Here is an 18,251-nt window from a genome sequence, read left to right as displayed (position 1 = left end):
CGCTCGATTGGGTGATCCGTTTCACGCTGGGCGAGAGGCGGTCAGGTGGGCGTGGTCGGCTCGGTAGCATCAAGCACCGGCCCGGACGGGGGAGATGTGCGCCACCCCTGAGCCGTGTCCGCCATGGGGCACCCCGCCAGCCGGTCCAGGCAGCCGGAGGTGCCCATGAGTGCGGAGGCCACGAACCCCGCGAGCCCAGGTGCCGTAGCGGGCCCGATGACAGGACCCGCGTCCTCGTCGGCCCCGCGCAGGAGGTCGCTCCCGCGACTCGACCTGCGTCGCCTGGGCCGCGCCGCCCTGCTGGGGCCGGCCACCCGTGACCGGCTGCCCGACGCCATCGGCCATGTCGTCGAGGCGCATCGCGCCCACCATCCCGACGCCGACCTGGAACCGCTGCGCCGCGCCTACGTCCTGGCCGAGTCCTCGCACCGCGGCCAGATGCGCAAGAGCGGCGAGCCGTACATCACGCACCCGCTCGCCGTCACCCTGATCCTCGCCGAACTCGGCGCCGAGACCACCACGTTGACGGCCTCTCTGCTCCACGACACCGTCGAGGACACCGATGTGACCCTCGCTCAGGTGCGGGAGCAGTTCGGTGAGGAGGTCCGCTACCTCGTCGACGGCGTCACGAAACTGGAGAAGGTCGACTACGGAGCCGCCGCCGAGCCCGAGACCTTCCGCAAGATGCTCGTCGCCACCGGCAGCGACGTCAGGGTGATGTCGATCAAACTGGCCGACCGGCTGCACAACATGCGCACCCTCGGCGTGATGCGCCCGGAGAAACAGGCCCGGATCGCCAAGGTCACCCGGGACGTCCTGATCCCGCTGGCCGAACGCCTCGGTGTCCAGGCCCTCAAGACCGAACTGGAGGACCTGGTCTTCGCCATCCTCCACCCCGAGGAGCACGAGCACACCCGCGCATTGATCGTCGAGAACGCGGCCCGCTCCGACGACCCGCTGACCGAGATCGCCGCCGAGATGCGCACCGTGCTGAACGAGGCGGACATCGCCTGCGAAGTCCTCGTCCGCCCGCGGCACTTCGTCTCCCTGCACCGCGTCTCCCGCAAGCGGGGCCGGCTGCGCGGCTGCGACTTCGGCCGGCTGCTGGTGCTGGTGAACGAGGACGCGGACTGCTACGGCGTCCTCGGTGAGCTGCACACCTGTATGAAGCCCGTCGTCTCGGAGTTCAAGGACTTCATCGCCGTACCGAAGTTCAACCTCTACCAGTCCCTGCACACCGCCGTCGCCCGCGCGGACGGCCAGGTCGCCGAGGTGCTGATCCGCACCCACCAGATGCACAAGGTGGCGGAGGCGGGCGTCATCGCGCTCGGCAACCCCTATGCGCCCCCCGCCTCCTCCGAGGACCTCCCCGACGGTGAGCGCGCCGACCCCACCCGTCCCGGCTGGCTCTCCCGCCTGCTCGACTGGCAGCGGGCCGCGCCCGATCCCGACACCTTCTGGTCCACCCTGCGGGAGGACCTCGCCCAGGACCGTGAGATCACCGTGTTCCGCCCCGACGGCGACACCCTCGGCCTGCCCGACGGCGCGTCCTGCGTGGACGCCGCGTACGCGCAGTACGGCGAGGACGCGCACGCGTGCATCGGCGCCCGCGTCAACGGCCGCCTGGCGACGCTCAGCACGGTTCTGCGGGACGGCGACACCGTTCAGCTCCTCATGGGTCAGGACCCGGCCTCCGAGCCCTCCCGGGAGTGGCTGGACCACGCCCACACACCCGCCGCCCGGATCGCGATCCAGCGGTGGCTGACCGCGCATCCGACACCCACGGAGACGGACGAGGCCCGGACGGCGGAGAGGGGCGAAGCCCGGGCGACGGAGGCGGGCGGGGTCCGGGCGGTGGAAGCGGGTGGGGCCCGGACGGTGGAGACGGGTCGCGAGGGCCTGGCAGCGGACTCCGCCACGCCGTCCACAGCACTCACCTCCGCCACTGCTGCCGCTTCCACACCGAGAGCCCCGGCATCCCCGTCGATGACGGGAACCTTCAAGAGCCTGGGTGCCTGGGCCTCCCCCGAAGCCCTGGTCGTCGACCGCCCGGGCGCGAGCGTCCGGCTCGCGCGCTGCTGCACACCTGTACGGCCCGACGAGATCACCGGTTTCGTGGTGCGCGGAGGGGTCGTGACCGTGCACCGTGTCGAGTGCGCGGCGGGGGCGCGGATGACGGGCACCGGGCGCGCGGAGGTCGGCGTGAGCTGGGGGGAGAGCGCGGAGTGCAGGGTGACGCTGGTCGCCGAGTCGTTCGGCCGTCCCCATCTCCTCGCCGACCTGACCGAGGCCATCGCCCTTCAGGGTGCCGAGATCGTCTCCGCCACCGTCGAGCCCCCGATCCAGCAGCGCGTCCGCCACACGTACACCCTCCAACTGACCGACGCCGCCCACCTGCCCGCCCTGATGCGCGCGATGCGCAACGTGGCCGGGGTGTACGACGTGAGCCGCGCGCAGCACCATCTGTCGACCTGGTGAGAGGGCCTGCCGCGCCCTGACCCGCCACCACTGGACGCCACCCGCGCGTGCGGGCACCGCCCGACCGGCCTCCGTTTCTGCTGCGCGCCTTGGCCCCCACCCCGCACCCCGTTCGGGTGCGCCCGGCGCGCGCCGTCGCGGCGTCGTCCGCGCGCGCTGATAGCCGTAGCCCATGCTGCTCACCCCCCGTGCGAGGACTCCCCGGCCCGCCACCGCCCGCGCTCGAACCCGTACCGGTTCCCCCAGGATCAACCGCCGGCTGAAGGCGGCCCTGGCCGTCTCCGCCGCCTCCGTCTGTCTTGTCGCCGCGAGCGCCTCGCCCGTCCCGCTGGGCGTCGGCGACCGCCTGTTCCCGTACCTCGGCAACCCGGGCTACGACGTGACGGCATACGACCTCTCCTTCACCTACCCCGGCAGCAACGACAAGCCGCTCCAGGCCGTCACCACCATCGACGCCCTGACGACCGCCCCCCTCTCGCGCGTCAACCTCGACTTCGCCCGCGGCCAGGTCTCCTCCGTGGAGATCGACGGCGAGCCCGTCTCGTTCGCCGCGGCCGACGAGGACCTGGTGATCACGCCCGGCGAGGAGCTGCCCCAGGGGCAGCGGATGCGCATCACCGTGCGGCACACCAGCGACCCCGTGCCCGGGGGCGGCCGGGAAGGAGGCTGGATCCGCACCTCCGACGGCCTCGCGATGGCCAACCAGGCCGACTCCGCCCACCTCGTGTTCCCGTGCAACGACCACCCCTCCGACAAGGCCGCCTTCACCTTCCGGATCACCGCCCCCGAGGGTTACACGGCCGTCGCCAACGGTCTCCAGGCCGATGTGCGGCGCGCCGGCACCGCGACGCAGTGGACGTACCGCACCGGGCACCCCATGGCCACCGAACTCGCCCAGGTCTCGATCGGCCGCTCCACGGTGCTACGCCGCACGGGGCCGCACGGGCTCCCCCTGAGAGACGTCGTCCCGACCCGGTACAGGACGGCGCTGGAGCCGTGGCTCGCCAAGACGCCCGACCAGATCTCCTGGATGGAGAGCAAGATCGGGCGCTACCCCCTGGAGACGTACGGTCTGCTCGTCGCGGACGCCTCCACCGGCTTCGAACTGGAGACGCAGACCCTCTCCCTCTTCGAGCGGGGCCTCTTCACCGACGCGGCCTTCCCCGAGTGGTACGTCGACTCGGTCATGGTCCACGAACTGGCCCACCAGTGGTTCGGCAACAGTGTCAGCCCCCGCACCTGGTCCGACCTGTGGCTCAACGAAGGCCACGCGACCTGGTACGAGGCGCTGTACGCGGAGGAGAAGTCCCACCGCTCCCTGGAATCCCGGATGCGCGCCGCCTACGGCGCCTCCGACGGCTGGCGCGCGGCCGGCGGCCCGCCCGCCGCACCCGAGGTGCCCGAGTCCGACAGCCGCCTCGGCATCTTCCGCCCGAACGTCTACGACGGCGCCGCCCTCGTCCTGTACGCCCTGCGCCAGGAGATCGGACGCGGGGTCTTCGAGGGCCTGGAGAGGGCCTGGGTGAGCCAGTACCGGGACGGCACGGCGACCACCGCCGACTTCGTCTCCCTGGCCTCCCGGCTGTCCGGACGCGATCTGGACGGCTTCTTCCAGGCGTGGCTGTACGGCGAGAAGACCCCGCCGATGCCGGGGCACCCGGACTGGAAGCCGGTGTCGGCCGGCCAGTCGCCGGACCAGCCGGCCACGCCCAGGATCACGGCACCCAGGAAGGCCGGGGCGGAACCAGGCGGGGAATAACACGGTGACGAGACGGGGCGTTGCGTGCGACCATTTCCAGGTCGGCGCCACGGACGACGGGAATCCCCCGGGGTCCTCGGGCGTTGAAAAGGCTGACGGACCGGCCACGCGCAGAGGTCGGACAAGCTCCGCCGGCGCGGCGCCCCGTCGCCGCCCCACCGAATCCCCGACGACGTAAGGACCCAATGACCTCCTCTTCTTCCCCTTCGCAGGACACCAAGCGCCTCGCGCACGACTTTCCCGAAGGTCTTCGGGCCGATGCCCTGATGGAAGAGGACGTCGCCTGGAGCCACGAGATCGACGGAGAGCGGGACGGCGACCAGTTCGACCGCTCCGACCGTGCGGCCCTGCGCCGCGTCGCGGGCCTCTCGACCGAGCTCGAGGACGTCACCGAGGTCGAGTACCGACAGCTCCGTCTGGAGCGGGTCGTCCTCGTCGGCGTCTGGACCTCGGGGACCGTGCAGGACGTGGACAACTCCCTCGCGGAGCTCGCCGCCCTCGCGGAGACCGCCGGCGCACTCGTGCTCGACGGTGTGACCCAGCGTCGCGACAAGCCCGACGCCGCGACCTACATCGGTTCCGGCAAGGCGGAGGAGCTGCGCGACATCGTGGTCGAATTGGGCGCGGACACCGTCATCTGTGACGGTGAGCTCAGCCCGGGCCAGCTGATCCACCTCGAGGACGTCGTCAAGGTCAAGGTCATCGACCGTACGGCGCTGATCCTGGACATCTTCGCCCAGCACGCCAAGTCCCGAGAGGGCAAGGCGCAGGTCGCGCTCGCGCAGATGCAGTACATGCTGCCGCGGCTGCGAGGCTGGGGTCAGTCGCTGTCCCGTCAGATGGGCGGCGGCAAGGGCGGCGGGCTCGCCACCCGTGGTCCCGGTGAGACCAAGATCGAGACGGACCGGCGCCGGATCCGCGAGAAGATGGCGAAGATGCGCCGGGAGATCGCGGAGATGAAGACCGGCCGCGACATCAAGCGCCAGGAGCGCAAGCGCCACAAGGTGCCCTCCGTCGCCATCGCCGGCTACACCAACGCGGGCAAGTCCTCCCTGCTCAACCGCCTCACGGGCGCCGGCGTCCTGGTCGAGAACGCCCTGTTCGCGACCCTGGACCCGACCGTCCGCCGGGCCGAGACCCCGAGCGGCCGGCTGTACACGCTGGCCGACACCGTCGGCTTCGTCCGGCACCTGCCGCATCACCTGGTCGAGGCGTTCCGCTCCACGATGGAAGAGGTCGGCGAGTCCGACCTGATCCTGCACGTGGTCGACGGTTCGCACCCCGCCCCGGAGGAGCAGCTGGCCGCCGTGCGCGAGGTGATCAGGGACGTCGGTGCCACCGAAGTACCCGAGATCGTCGTGATCAACAAGGCCGACGCGGCCGACCCGCTGGTCCTCCAGCGGCTGATGCGGATCGAGAAGCGCTCCATCGCCGTCTCGGCCCGCACCGGCAAGGGCATCGCGGAGCTGCTCGCGCTCCTCGACAACCAGCTTCCCCGTCCCTCCGTCGAGGTCGAGGCGCTCGTGCCGTACACCCAGGGCAAGCTGGTCGCCCGCGCCCACGACGAGGGCGATGTGATCTCCGAGGAGCACACCCCGGAGGGCACCCTCCTCAACGTCCGGGTGCACGAGGAACTCGCGGCGGAACTCGCGCCGTACGTTCCGACTCCGGCCGCCTAGCAGTCCCTACGAGAAGGCCCGCCCCTCCATGTGAGGGGCGGGCCTTCGTCGTCGGTGAGCACTTCGTCGTGGGTCAGCCCTCGTCATCGGCGGGCCTCGTCGTCGGCGAGGCTCCTCGACTGCGGGTCACCGGCTGCCGGTAACGGACGGCCGCGCACTGACGGCGGGTCACCGTCGGCGGTTCGCTGACGGCGGATCACCGACTGCCGGTCGTTGAGGGCCGGTCACCGGCGACTGGTTACCGACGTCGATTCGCTGACGGCCGGTCGCTGAGGGCCGGTCACCGACCGCCTTGCGTCCGGCTCATGTTCTCGTACAGCGCCTGGGCATCCTGCCCCAACTGCGGACCCGCCAGCCAGGTGTTGTCGGCCGGGCCGATCGACGTGTTGGAGACCAGCCGGGTCTCGCCGTCCACCACCCGGAACCAGCCGCCGCCCGATGAACCGCCCGTCATGGTGCAGCCGATCCGGTGCATGGTCGGCAGCGCCGGGCTGAGCGAGAGCCGCCCCGGCCGGTCGATGCACTTGAACATCCGCAGCCCGTTGTAAGGCGGCCCCGCCGGATACCCCCAGGCGCCCATCTCGCCGGCCTCCGCCGCGGACGGCGCCGAGAAGTCCACGTCCAGTGCCGCGCCGACGGTCTCCTCCAGGGACTTGGAACCCTGCTCCGGCTGCACGTGCAGCACGGCGTAGTCGTACGCCGCTCCCGCTCCGCCGGTGGCCGAGCCGCCCTGGAGCCAGCCGTTGGAGGTGGCGGCCCAGTCCGCCCACCAGTTGCCGTACGGCGCTATCTCGCCGCTGGTGGCGTCGCCGAGCTCCGCCTCGGACTTGCCGAGGTCGTTGTAGGCAGGGGCGAACATGATGTTCCGGTACCAGCCGCCGTTCTGCCCGGCGTGTACGCAGTGCCCCGCCGTCCACACCAGGTTGGACTTGCCCGGGTGGTTCACGTCCTTGATGACCGTCCCCGAACAGACCATCGTGCCCTCGGGTGAGTCGAAGAAGACCTTGCCGACCGGCGCCGCGTTGTCGTGGTAGGGCGTTCTCTCCGCCTCGGCCTGGACAGGCGCGGGCTCCGGGTCACTGACGCCCGCCTCGGCGGAGGTGTCCTTCGTCGACACCGTCTTGTCGGCCTCCTGCGCCGACTGCATCCGCTCCGGTTTCCACAGTCCCTCGATGACCGGGTTGACGAAGTCCTCGGCCGCGCTGAGCCACTTGTCCTTGTCCCAGTCCCGCCAGCCGCCGTCCTTCCAGGCGTCCACGTCGATGCCCGCCTCGGCGAGACGGTCCGCGATGTCCGCGGGTATCCCGACCTTGGCGTCACCGCCGGCCTCCTGCGAGGCCTCGGTACCCGGCTGGTCGTCCGCCTTGTCCGAGCTGTCGCCGCCGCAGGCGGTGACCATGAGCGCGAGGGCGGTGAGAAGGGCGGAGGCGGCGAGGGCGGTGCGGATTGTGTGCAGGGAACGCATCGTGGTGTGACCCCCGTTGAGACGTCGTCGGAGTGTGCTGTGCCGCCGATCGCGCGCAGCGCTCGCGCGCGGACTTACGAACGGCGTGATCTCGTGATCTCGTGCTCGGGTGCTCGGGTGCTCGGGTGCTCGGGTGGCCGGGTGACTTCGCGGCGAGGTAGCAGGGTGGCTGGGTACCGGGTTGACCACGTGGCCGGGTGGTCAGATGGCGGGGAGGCGGGTAGCCGGGTAGGCGGGGAGGCGGGGCGACCATGTGGGCGCGTGACCGCAGGGGCTTCTGTGGATCTCTGTGGGCCCCCGCTTGACCACCGGCCCATGGGCGGACGGCGGTGAGGTGGTCGAGGGTTCCGCCACGCCACCGCCGGTCTACGACTCTGTCACCGGCCCGCGAACTTGCCGCTTACTGCCTCGAACACGCCCTTGGCCTCCTCGCCCAGTCGCGGTCCCGCCAGCCAGCCCGCAGTCACCGGCCCGATGGAGGTGTTGGACACCAGCGCCGGCTTCCCGTCCGACCCCGTCGAGACCCAGCCACCGCCGGACGAGCCGCCGGTCATGGTGCAGCCGATCCGGTACATCGTCGGGTCCGAGGCATTGATCGACAGCCGCCCCGGCTTGTCCTCGCAGCGGTACAGCTTCTGCCCGTCGTACGGCGGCGCCGCAGGGTAGCCCGTCGCCGTCATGCTCTCCATCTCGGGGACGGCCGGAGCGGCGAAGTCGACCGGCAGCGCGGCCCCCACCATTTCCTCCAGCGACTTGCCCCCACTGCCGTCCTCCGGCGTCACATGGAGCACCGCGAAGTCGTACGCCGCTCCGTCGCCGCCGGTCGCTCCGCCCTGCTCGATCCACTGGTCCGAGGTCTGCACCCAGTCGCCCCACCAGACGCCGTAGGGAGCGACCTCCTCCTTCGTGGCGCTCTGCAACTCCGCCGTCGACAGGCCCGCGTCGTTGTACGACGGCACGAACGCGATGTTGCGGTACCAGCCGCCGCTCTTGCCCGCGTGCACACAGTGCCCGGCGGTCCACACGAGGTTCGACTTTCCGGGGTTGGCCGGGTCCTTCACGACCGTTCCCGAACAGACCATCGTGCCCTCGGGCGAGTCGAAGAGCACCTTGCCCGCCTCAGGCGCGTTGGCGTTGTACGACGCCGGTACGGCCTCCGCCTCCACCGGCTCCGGCGTCGGGTCGGTCACCCCCTGGTCGCCGGAGATGTCACCGTCGTCGACGGCCTGGTCCGGCTCCTGGGCCTCCCGCATCCGGTCCGGGTCCCACAGGTCCTCGATGATCGGATTGATGTAGTCCTCGGCCTCGCGCAGCCAGTCGTCCTTGTCCCAGTTCTTCCACGCGCCGTTCCGCCAGTTGTCCAGGTCGATCCCGTGCTCCTTGAGCTGGTCCTTTATGTCGTCCGGGATCTTGATCTTGCCGTCGCCACCCGTGGTCGCGGAGGCCGACGCTTTGGCATCCACCGTGGAGTTGCCCGAGTCGCACGCGGTGGCGGTCAGCGCCAGTGCGGACGCCAGCGCGACGGCGGCCAGCACCGGGGAGGTTCCGCGACGGGGGCGCTTGTCCCGGCTGGCGGTGAACGACGGCCGTATGGATCGCATGGTGTTACTCCCCCTGATGGTGAAAGGACTCGGCGTCGTCGCCGCGATCCCGGCCGAACTCACCCGCTGTTCAGGCCGATCTCACGGCTTTCTGGGAACGGCACCCCACACTATGCGCTCGCTGTGGGGGACTTCCGACGGAACGGCAACGGTTCCGTCACGGCAAGGATCTTGAAGCAACCCGTAACCCGTTGGCACGACCGGGGTTGGTAGCGATGGGGCGGGAACCGGGGCCGCTCCTGTGTGCCCGTGTACTGCGTGCGTCCCTCGGGAGGTGAGCTGTCGGCAGTGACTGTTCCGGCGTACCGCGCGGGCGCGGGGCCTTCAGCGGGTGCGCGGGCGTGCGTAGATGTGTGGACTTCGTCAGGCGTGTGTAGCGGCGCGCTCGTTCGGCGTCGGCGACTCGACTGCCGAGTCGCGACGCGCCCAACTGTGAGGCCGTGCACGCCGACCAGTTGAACAGGAGTCGGACTCGTGCCGTCCGTCCGGCCCGTGAGTGCGCGCGCGGACAGCGAGCGTGGGCGATCACCTGCCCAACACGGTGAGTACGAGACCAACTGGCCCGCACGCGCCTGCGCGAGGGCGCCCCGGAACAGGAGGACAGGGAGTCGTGCCAGTCGCCGAAGGGGGTTCGCGCCGTCAGCCGACGCGTGAGCCGGCCGCACGTACCTACCCGCGCGCCCTCCCCATCGTGCCGGTGCGCGCCCGTGGTCTGACCGTCGAGGGCGCGGACGGCCGCCGCTACCTGGACTGCCTCTCGGGCGCCGGGACCCTCGCGCTCGGCCACAACCACCCCGTCGTACTCGAAGCGATCCGCAAGGTCCTCGACTCGGGTGCCCCTCTCAACGTCCCCGACCTGGCCACCCCCGTGGAGGACGCCTTCGTCGCGGAACTGAGGCGCACGCTGCCGCCCGGACTCGCCGAGCACGCCCACGTGCAGTTCTGCGGGCCCTCGGCAACGGAGGCGGTCGCGACCGCCGTCGCGCTCGTTCGTGCCGCCACCGGACGCTCCGGCATCGTCGCCTTCACGGGCGCCGAGCAAGAGGCGCCGCCCGCCACTTCCGGGGTCGCCGGGGAGGCCGACTTGTTTTCCGATACCCGCCCGTGCACTCCGCCAGGCTCCCGTTGTTCCGGCGGCACCGGTGGGACCGGCGACGCAGCCGGCACCGAGCGGGCAACCCACTGGACCGACGCGGCGACCCTTCTGCCCCGGATTGCGGCCACCGGCCCTGCGGGAATCCTCGTCGAACCCGTCCATGGCGACTGCGGAGTGGTTCCCGCGCCGGACTCCTGGATGCGGGCGGCACGGCAAGCTGCCGCCGCCCGCTCCATCCCCCTCATCGTCGACGAGACGCGCACAGGTGTAGGCAGGACCGGCGCCTTCTGGGCCGTCGGCCACAGTGGGGTGACGCCCGACGTGATGATCCTGTCCGAAGCCATCGGCGGCAGCCTTCCGCTGGCCGCGGTGATCCACCACGAGAGCCTCGCGCTGCCCCGCCCCATCGCGCCGGCGGGCGCCTTCCGCGGCAACCAACTCGCGCTCGCCGCAGGAACGGCGACCCTCGCTCATGTACGTGAACACCGCCTCGCCGAACGCGCGGCGACCATCGGCTCCCGCATGCTGTCCCAACTCCGGGCGCTCGCCGACGAGTTTGCCTGCATCGGCGAGGTGCGCGGCCGCGGACTGATGATCGGCGTCGATCTGGTGGAGGACCGGGAGACTACGCATCCCCGTGACGTCCGCGACGACGACGGCGTCCCGAAGCCTGCCCGGGCTGATTCTCCACTGGGGCTGGAAACACGTCCCCACGGCATGCCTCCCGCCGCTCCCGGTCTGGCCGCCGCTGTTCTTCGGGAGTGCCTCCGGCGTGGCCTGATCGTCGGAGTCGCCCGTCGCCGACCGAGCGTCGTACGGCTGCTGCCACCGCTCACCATCAGCGACGAGCAGGCCTCCGCGGTACTTGACCGCCTCGCCGACGCTCTGACGGCGGTGGCCCGGGCCCACCCTCGTCAGGGTGACCGACCGCTGCACTGCTCGGATCGCCGTCTTCACGACCACGCCGACACCCACGATCGCGCCGACACCCGCGGCGAAGCCGACCGCGGCAACCCACCTGGCGAAGCCGACCCTGTCGGTCCACCTGGCGAAGCCGCCCCAGTCGGCCGACCCGGCGATGAAGACGGTGGCGCCCAACCCGGCAATGACGACCGTGGCGGCCAGGGCGGCGGTGATGACTGCGGCGGGCGAGACGGGCGAGACGGGCAACGCGACCGCGATCCCCGCCCCGTCACCACTGTTCCCGAGGAGAGCGCCGCTCCCGCCGCTCCCGCCGATACCGCTGTACCCGCCGTTAACGCTGTACCTGCCGTACCTGCCGTACCTGCCGTACCCGCCGTACCCGCGCAAGCGGCTCGCGGAGCCCGCGCCGCTCGGTCGCGATAGCGGGTGCGCGGATACAGAACTCCCCCACACGCCACCACGCGCGTTGCCGTCGGAGCCGGATCGACCCCCCGAGGAACCATCTTGACCACCGCCCCCACACCTGACCGGAGTCTCCGTACCCCCGCGCAACGCCGTAGCGGGTCCGAGAACACACCCCTACCCACATCCACAACGGCGCCCGCACAACACGACGGCCGCCAAGAGGCGGAACACCTGCACGGCACCGCCACCGACCCCTTGGACCACCCCGACGCCCTCATGGCGGCCGATGCGACGGCAGTGGAGAACCTGTTGCGTTGCTGGGTACGCGAGACCGACCTCCCCGCCCCGGACCATGGCATCCTCCGCATCCCCCTCCCCGCCAGCGGCACCGAGTTGCTCACCCCCGTGCACTACTGGTCCCGTACCGGCTCGCACCGCTTCGGTCTGCCCCGCCTGGCCTCCGCGCCGGCGGAGTACCCGCCCCTCGACGCGGTCACCGTCGCCTCACTGCTCGCCCGCGAGACGCCTCGGGGCACGGACGCGAACGCGCACGGATGCCACGAAGGCACCGACCTGGTCGGTCGCGTCGCCGACTCCGTCCGCCGTGTCGCCACCTTCATCGGCGAGCGCAGACAGTTCCCCGCCGACGAAGCGGATCTCTTCCTGGGAGCCGAGCAGGCACTTCTGCTCGGGCATCCCCTGCACCCGACGCCGAAGAGCCGCGAAGGCCTCACCGAGGCCGAAGCTCCCCTCTGGTCACCGGAGCTGCGCGGCTCCTTCTCCTTGCACTGGATGGCTGTCGCCCCCTGCGTACTCGCCGGTGACTCCGCCTGGACGGAACGCGGCCGAGCCGTCCCCGCGCCCCGGCTCACCGCTCAACTGGCCGGCGTCGAACTGCCGCTGCCCGGCGGTTACGCCGCCCTTCCCCTGCACCCCTGGCAGATGCGCGAACTGCGGCACCGCAGCGACGTCGCCGCCCTGCTGGACGCAGGACTCCTCCGGGACCTCGGAGCACACGGCGCCGTCTGGCATCCCACCTCCTCCGTCCGCACCGTCTACCAGCCCGGTGCCGCCGCCATGCTCAAGCTGTCGCTCGGCCTGCGCATCACCAACTCCCGTCGTGAGAACCTCCGCAAGGAACTGCACCGTGGTGTCGAGGCCCACCGCCTGCTGCGCTCCGGGCTGGCGCAGCAATGGCAGTCCGTCCACCCCTGCTTCGACATCGTCCGCGACCCGGCATGGCTCGCCGTCGACGGACCGGACGGCAGCCAAGTCCCAGGACTCGACGTGATGATCCGACACAACCCGTTCGCTCCTGCGGACGACATCGCCTGCCTTGCCGGACTCACGGCCCTGCGCCCCCAGATCACGCCGGGCCGACCCGCCGGCGACTCGCGGCCCGAGCACGCACCGCAGACCCACCACCCGCAGCACCCCGACCACGGGAAGCACCCCGACCACCCGCAGAACTCCGACCTCCCGCAGTACTCCGACTTCCCGCAGTACTCCGTCCCTTGGCGTCACCCCGATCAACCGTCCTGCCGATCCCGGCTGGCGGCCATCGTGTCCAGCCTCGCCGGCCGGACCGGGCGTCCGCGCGGCACCGTCGCCGCCGAGTGGTTTCTGCGCTACCTGGAGCAGGTCGTCCGCCCAGTGCTCTGGCTCGACGCCGAGGCAGGCGTCGCCCTGGAGGCCCACCAGCAGAACACACTGGTCCTGTTGGACAGCGATGGCTGGCCTGCCGGCGGACGCTACCGCGACAACCAGGGCTTCTACTTCCGTGAGTCCCGGCGCGCGGAACTCGCCTCCCGGCTCCCTGGTATCGGTGAGCACAGCGACACGTTCGTGAGCGACGAGGTCGCCGACGAGCGCTTCACCTACTACCTGGCGATCAACAACGTGTTCGGCCTCATCGGTGCGTTCGGGTCGCAGCATCTGGCTGACGAACGGTTGCTGCTCGCCGCCTTCCGCCGGTTCCTCGAAAGTGCCGCCTCCGGTCCCTCCCGGCTGCGTACCTCGCTTCCCTCCCGGCTCCTCGACTCACCCGTCCTGCGCTGCAAGGCCAACCTGCTGACCCGGTTGTACGGCCTCGATGAACTCACAGGCCCCGTGGACACCCAGTCCGTCTACGTCACCATCGCCAACCCTCTCCGTCCCTGATCCAGATCATCCCTCTCCATCCCTGCACAGCTCGCGCCATCCCTGATCAATGCCAACTCGCCCCCACAAGGAATACGCACCGACACCGCCTTCTGAGAGGAGCTCCCAGTGCCTCAGACCGACGCGAGCACTCATGCGAGCACCGACCCCGCCTCGGCACCCGACACCGACGGGTGCCGCAGCCCGCGCGAGGACAAGGACATGCCCCAGGACACCGACATCGAACACACCGACATTGCCGACGCCGACGCCGACGCGGACGCCGATGCCGAAGACACCGACGCCGAGGACACGCTGGACCTACGTCTGCCCAGCGAGTTCCTCGCCTTCCTCGCAGGGCAGGAGGCCGAAGCGGACCAGGACGAGCCTGCCGCGGCACCGCGGCTGACACCCGTACCGGCCGCCGCCGCAGACCTCCTCGACCAGGTCGGCGACTGGGGTCCGATCGACACACCCGCGGGCGTGTTCCAGCTCGTTCCGGTGCGTGTCGAGCGGGATCTTCCCCTCCTCGGCCGCTGGATGAACGACCCCGCCGTGGCCGCGTTCTGGGAGCTGGACGGAGCCCAGGACCTGACCGAGAAGCACCTGACCGCCCAACTGGCCGGCGACGGGCGAAGTGTCCCCTGCCTCGGCGTGCTGGACGGCACCCCGATGAGCTACTGGGAGATCTACCGGGCCGACCTCGATCAGCTGGCCCGCTACTACCCTGCACGGCCCCACGACACGGGCATCCACCTCCTCATCGGCGATATCTCGAGGCGCGGGCAAGGGCTGGGCGGCATCCTCCTCAGATCCGTCGCGGACCTCGTCCTCGACAAGCGGCTCGCCTGCGCGCGAGTCGTGGCGGAACCGGACATTCGCAACACCCCTTCCGTGGCCGCTTTCCTCAGCGCCGGATTCCGGTTCGCCGCCGAGGCCGACCTGCCTGCCAAACGGGCCGCCCTCATGATCCGAGACCGGTCCCTGAGTCAAAGGCTGTAGCGCTGTGCCACAGCGTCATCACTTTTGGTACACCGGCCGCGGCGATCCGGTTCCACTCAATTTCTTCGAGTCCGGCGAGGATGTTCGGCGTGCCGAGCGGGAGCTCATGCGATCGATCTTCGGTCGCTCCCATCCACCCAAGCCCGGTCCCAGGCGATCGTCATCGAGCCCATGTCGCGTGCAAGCGGTCCGAGGCGCGCCCGGCCCACCGCCCACATCCCGCCGCACTCGGATCCTGACCCCACCCCCGCCCTCACCGTGATCGCCCCTATGTCAGTGCCGCGCCGTAGGGTGGTCGAGCTATGACGAAGCCCTCACTCCCCGAACTCCTGCATGCCGCCGTCACAGCCGTCGGCGGTACGGAGCGCCCCGGCCAGGTGACCATGGCCGAATCCGTCGCGGAGGCGATCGACGGCGGTTCCCATCTGCTGGTCCAGGCCGGTACCGGAACCGGTAAGTCGCTGGGCTATCTGGTGCCCGCGCTCGCGCAGGGCGAGCGTGTGGTCGTGGCCACCGCCACGCTGGCCCTGCAGCGCCAGTTGGTGGAGCGGGACCTGCCGCGCACCGTCGAGGCGCTGCACCCGCTGCTGCGTCGCCGCCCGGAATTCGCGATGCTGAAGGGCCGGTCGAACTACCTGTGTCTGCATCGCCTCCACGAGGGCGTCCCGCAGGACGAGGAGGAGGGCCTCTTCGACCAGTTCGAGGCGGCCGCACCCACCAGCAAGCTGGGTCAGGACCTGCTGCGGCTGCGGGACTGGTCCGACGAGACCGAGTCCGGTGACCGCGACGACCTCACTCCAGGGGTGTCGGACCGCGCGTGGGCCCAGGTGTCGGTCTCGTCGCGGGAGTGCCTGGGCGCCTCGAAGTGCGCGTACGGCGCCGAGTGCTTCGCGGAGATGGCCCGGGAGCGCGCCAAGCTCGCCGAGGTCGTCGTCACCAATCACGCTCTGCTCGCCATCGACGCCATCGAGGGTGCCCCGGTCCTTCCGCAGCACGAGGTGCTCATCGTGGACGAGGCGCACGAGCTGGTCTCCCGGGTCACCGGTGTCGCCACCGGCGAGCTGACCCCCGGCCAGGTCAACCGTGCCGTCCGCCGGGCCGCGAAGCTCGTCAACGAGAAGGCCGCCGACCAGCTCCAGACCGCCGCCGAGGGCTTCGAGCGGCTGATGGAGCTGGCACTGCCCGGTCGGCTCGAAGAGATCCCGGAAGACCTCGGCTACGCGCTGACGGCGCTGCGCGACGCCTGCCGCACGGTGATCTCGGCGATCGGTGCGACACGCGACAAGTCCGTGCAGGACGAGGACGCGGTCCGCAAGCAGGCCCTGGCCTCCGTGGAATCGGTGCACGACGTCGCCGAGCGCATCACGCACGGCTCGGAGTGGGATGTCGTCTGGTACGAACGCCACGACCGCTTCGGCGCCTCTCTCCGCGTCGCCCCCATGTCGGTCTCGGGCCTGCTGCGGGAGAAACTCTTCGCGGACCGCTCCGTGACCCTGACGTCCGCGACCCTGAAGCTGGGCGGCGACTTCAACGGCGTCGGTGCCTCCCTGGGACTCGCCCCCGAGGGCACCGAGGGGGACGACCTCCCGCAGTGGAAGGGAGTCGACGTCGGCTCACCGTTCGACTACCCGAGGCAGGGCATCCTCTACGTCGCCAAACATCTGTCCCGCCCCGCGCGCGACGGAGATCGCGTGGACATGCTCGACGAGCTGACGGAGCTGATCCAGGCGGCGGGTGGCCGCACTCTCGGTCTGTTCTCGTCCATGCGGGGCGCGCAGCTGGCCGCCGAGGAACTGCGGGTGCGCCTGCCCGAGTTCCCGATCCTCCTCCAGGGCGAGGAGACCCTGGGCGAGCTGATCAAGAACTTCGCGGCCGACCCGGAGGCGTGCCTGTTCGGCACCCTGTCGCTCTGGCAGGGCGTGGACGTGCCCGGTCCCAGCTGTCAGCTGGTCGTCATGGACAAGATCCCGTTCCCGCGCCCCGACGACCCGCTCATGAGCGCCCGGCAGAAGGCGGTGGAGGAAGCCGGTGGCAACGGCTTCATGGCGGTCGCCGCCACCCATGCGGCGCTGCTGATGGCCCAGGGTGCCGGTCGCCTCGTTCGGGCCTCGGGCGACCGTGGAGTGGTCGCCGTGCTCGACCAGCGTCTGGCGACCGCCCGCTACGGGAGCTATCTGAAGGCGTCACTGCCCGACTTCTGGTACACCACGGACCGTAACCAGGTCCGGAAGTCGCTGGCAGCGATCGACGCGGCGGCGAAGAAGGCGGAAGCGGAGCCCACTTAGGAATCGCCGCCACGGCGACGGATACGGCTGGGGAGCCCACCCGGCAACAGGGCCGCGGCCGGCCCTGGTCGCGACCGACAGGCAAGCAGTCGCGGCCGGCGAGCAAACGGTGCGCGGTCGGCGAACAGACCGAGGTCCGGTGAAGGCCGGCCGGTCCCGCGCTCGACGCGTGGGCCCGACCAGGGCCACGGGAACCGCCGGCTCACCGCCACATGCGCCGGACAGCACAGGACCCCGGAACCGGCGCAGGGGTCCCGGGGCCCGGTCAGGGGAGGGCGGCCTCGACAGGGCCGCCCGCGGTGGGCGTCACACGCGCCGAAGAACCGCGACCACCTTGCCGAGGATCGTCGCGTCGTCGCCCGGAATCGGCTCGTAGGCGGAGTTGTGGGGCAGCAGCCAGACGTGGCCGTCCTCGCGCTTGAAGCGCTTCACGGTGGCCTCTCCGTCGAGCATCGCGGCCACGATGTCACCGTTCTCGGCCACCGGCTGACGGCGGACGGTGACCCAGTCGCCGTCGCAGATCGCGGCCTCGATCATCGAGTCGCCGACGACCTTCAGCACGAACAGCTCTCCGTCGCCGACGAGCTGCCGGGGGAGCGGGAAGACGTCCTCGACGGACTCCTCGGCGAGGATCGGACCACCGGCGGCGATACGGCCGACCAGAGGGACGTACGACGCGGCGGGCTTGCCGGCGGTGTCCGTGGGCTGCACGGATGCCGCCTGGTCGGAGCCCCGTACCTCGTAGGCGCGGGGGCGGTGCGGGTCGCGGCGCAGGAAGCCCTTGCGCTCCAGCGCCATCAGCTGGTGCGCCACGGAGGACGTGCTCGACAGACCGACCGCCTGACCGATCTCGCGCATCGACGGCGGGTAGCCGCGCCGCTGCACGGAGTCCCTGATGACCTCGATCACCCGGCGCTGCCGGTCGGTCAGGCCTGAGCTGTCCGCCCGGATGCCTGGAGGTCGGCCCGGCAGGGAGCGCTTGTGCGCCTCTGGGTTCGCGGCTTCGTTCATGGCATGCACCGGCTCGAGTCGGCCCTGGGAGCGATCCTGGGCAGTGATGGTGGCACTGTCTGCGGTGGTGGTCACGTCGGCCCCTCTCGATGGTCTCCCTGCTGGACAACGGTAGTTGCTTTCGAAAGGTTGCGCCAAACACACGTTCGAGTGAAAAAGTGCGAATCGACGGACGTGAATGCGTACACGGGTGTATGGCTGACGCGCCGGCCGGTGGGCGAAAGCGTCTTTTGTTGTCACCTCACAGCCAGGCAGGCCCTCGTGAAGTGCGGCCCAGTCTGCCATCCGGAGGCGCTCCGGCCGGGCACCGGCCCCCTGGCGCGCGGGAAGTCGTACCGCTTCTCCCTGCGGCGACCACGGTATCTCCCCACCTGAGGCATCTGCAGGGACGTGTGCCCAGGTGGGCG

Annotated in this window: 10 protein-coding genes; 7 read left to right on the top strand and 3 right to left on the bottom strand. The window is 70.9% G+C overall.

The features are described from left to right. Nucleotides 1-165: 165 nt before the first annotated feature. From ACWCPM_RS06690 to hflX, 3 genes are all read left to right on the top strand, one after another. Complete coding sequence (locus ACWCPM_RS06690) at nucleotides 166-2,478, top strand: RelA/SpoT family protein (RefSeq protein ID WP_450975035.1); 2,313 nt, start codon at nucleotides 166-168, stop codon at nucleotides 2,476-2,478. 172 nt (nucleotides 2,479-2,650) lie between these two features. After that, nucleotides 2,651-4,237, top strand: a complete 1,587-nt coding sequence (locus tag ACWCPM_RS06685; RefSeq protein WP_450975034.1) for a M1 family metallopeptidase — start codon at nucleotides 2,651-2,653, stop codon at nucleotides 4,235-4,237. Between the two features lie 185 nt (nucleotides 4,238-4,422). Then, nucleotides 4,423-5,916 carry a GTPase HflX gene (hflX, locus tag ACWCPM_RS06680; RefSeq protein WP_450975033.1) on the top strand — a complete coding sequence of 498 codons (1,494 nt, stop codon included), beginning with the start codon at nucleotides 4,423-4,425 and terminating at the stop codon, nucleotides 5,914-5,916. 280 nt (nucleotides 5,917-6,196) lie between these two features. Here the strand turns inward: hflX and ACWCPM_RS06675 are convergent, their stop codons facing one another. After that, nucleotides 6,197-7,381, bottom strand: coding sequence for a trypsin-like serine peptidase (locus tag ACWCPM_RS06675; protein WP_450975032.1), 1,185 nt, complete (start codon nucleotides 7,379-7,381; stop codon nucleotides 6,197-6,199). A 377-nt stretch (nucleotides 7,382-7,758) separates the two neighbouring features. Beyond that, nucleotides 7,759-8,982 (bottom strand): trypsin-like serine peptidase, encoded by a 1,224-nt coding sequence (locus tag ACWCPM_RS06670; RefSeq protein WP_450975031.1) that lies wholly within the window; start codon nucleotides 8,980-8,982, stop codon nucleotides 7,759-7,761. A 610-nt stretch (nucleotides 8,983-9,592) separates the two neighbouring features. Here ACWCPM_RS06670 and ACWCPM_RS06665 point away from each other — a divergent pair. The 4 genes from ACWCPM_RS06665 to ACWCPM_RS06650 all read left to right on the top strand — a co-directional run bounded on the left by ACWCPM_RS06665 (nucleotide 9,593) and on the right by ACWCPM_RS06650 (nucleotide 16,833). Further along, nucleotides 9,593-11,425 (top strand): aminotransferase class III-fold pyridoxal phosphate-dependent enzyme, encoded by a 1,833-nt coding sequence (locus ACWCPM_RS06665; RefSeq protein ID WP_450975030.1) that lies wholly within the window; start codon nucleotides 9,593-9,595, stop codon nucleotides 11,423-11,425. Nucleotides 11,426-11,506: 81 nt separating this feature from the next. Further along, complete coding sequence (locus ACWCPM_RS06660) at nucleotides 11,507-13,567, top strand: IucA/IucC family protein (RefSeq protein WP_450975029.1); 2,061 nt, start codon at nucleotides 11,507-11,509, stop codon at nucleotides 13,565-13,567. 108 nt (nucleotides 13,568-13,675) lie between these two features. Next, a complete protein-coding gene (locus tag ACWCPM_RS06655; protein ID WP_450975028.1) occupies nucleotides 13,676-14,548 on the top strand; it encodes a GNAT family N-acetyltransferase in 873 nt (290 codons plus the stop codon). A gap of 302 nt (nucleotides 14,549-14,850) precedes the next feature. Next, nucleotides 14,851-16,833 carry an ATP-dependent DNA helicase gene (locus ACWCPM_RS06650; RefSeq protein ID WP_450975027.1) on the top strand — a complete coding sequence of 661 codons (1,983 nt, stop codon included), beginning with the start codon at nucleotides 14,851-14,853 and terminating at the stop codon, nucleotides 16,831-16,833. A 306-nt stretch (nucleotides 16,834-17,139) separates the two neighbouring features. Here the strand turns inward: ACWCPM_RS06650 and lexA are convergent, their stop codons facing one another. Continuing rightward, nucleotides 17,140-17,919: a transcriptional repressor LexA gene (gene lexA / locus ACWCPM_RS06645; protein ID WP_450975026.1), complete on the bottom strand. Its 780-nt coding sequence runs from the start codon at nucleotides 17,917-17,919 to the stop codon at nucleotides 17,140-17,142. Nucleotides 17,920-18,251: the final 332 nt, after the last annotated feature.

It is taken from the genome of Streptomyces sp. NPDC002309, from assembly GCF_053593375.1.
The sequence above is the reverse complement of the archived record's forward strand: the minus strand, read 5'-3'. Positions and strand labels throughout refer to the sequence as shown.

Excerpts from the sequence above, each read along its gene's own strand:
- ACWCPM_RS06690 (WP_450975035.1), top strand. The coding sequence starts at position 166 with ATGAGTGCGGAGGCCACGAACCCCGCGAGCCCAGGTGCCGTAGCGGGC.
- ACWCPM_RS06685 (WP_450975034.1), top strand. The coding sequence starts at position 2,651 with ATGCTGCTCACCCCCCGTGCGAGGACTCCCCGGCCCGCCACCGCCCGC.
- hflX (WP_450975033.1), top strand. The coding sequence starts at position 4,423 with ATGACCTCCTCTTCTTCCCCTTCGCAGGACACCAAGCGCCTCGCGCAC.
- ACWCPM_RS06675 (WP_450975032.1), bottom strand. The coding sequence starts at position 7,381 with ATGCGTTCCCTGCACACAATCCGCACCGCCCTCGCCGCCTCCGCCCTT.
- ACWCPM_RS06670 (WP_450975031.1), bottom strand. The coding sequence starts at position 8,982 with ATGCGATCCATACGGCCGTCGTTCACCGCCAGCCGGGACAAGCGCCCC.
- ACWCPM_RS06650 (WP_450975027.1), top strand. The coding sequence starts at position 14,851 with ATGACGAAGCCCTCACTCCCCGAACTCCTGCATGCCGCCGTCACAGCC.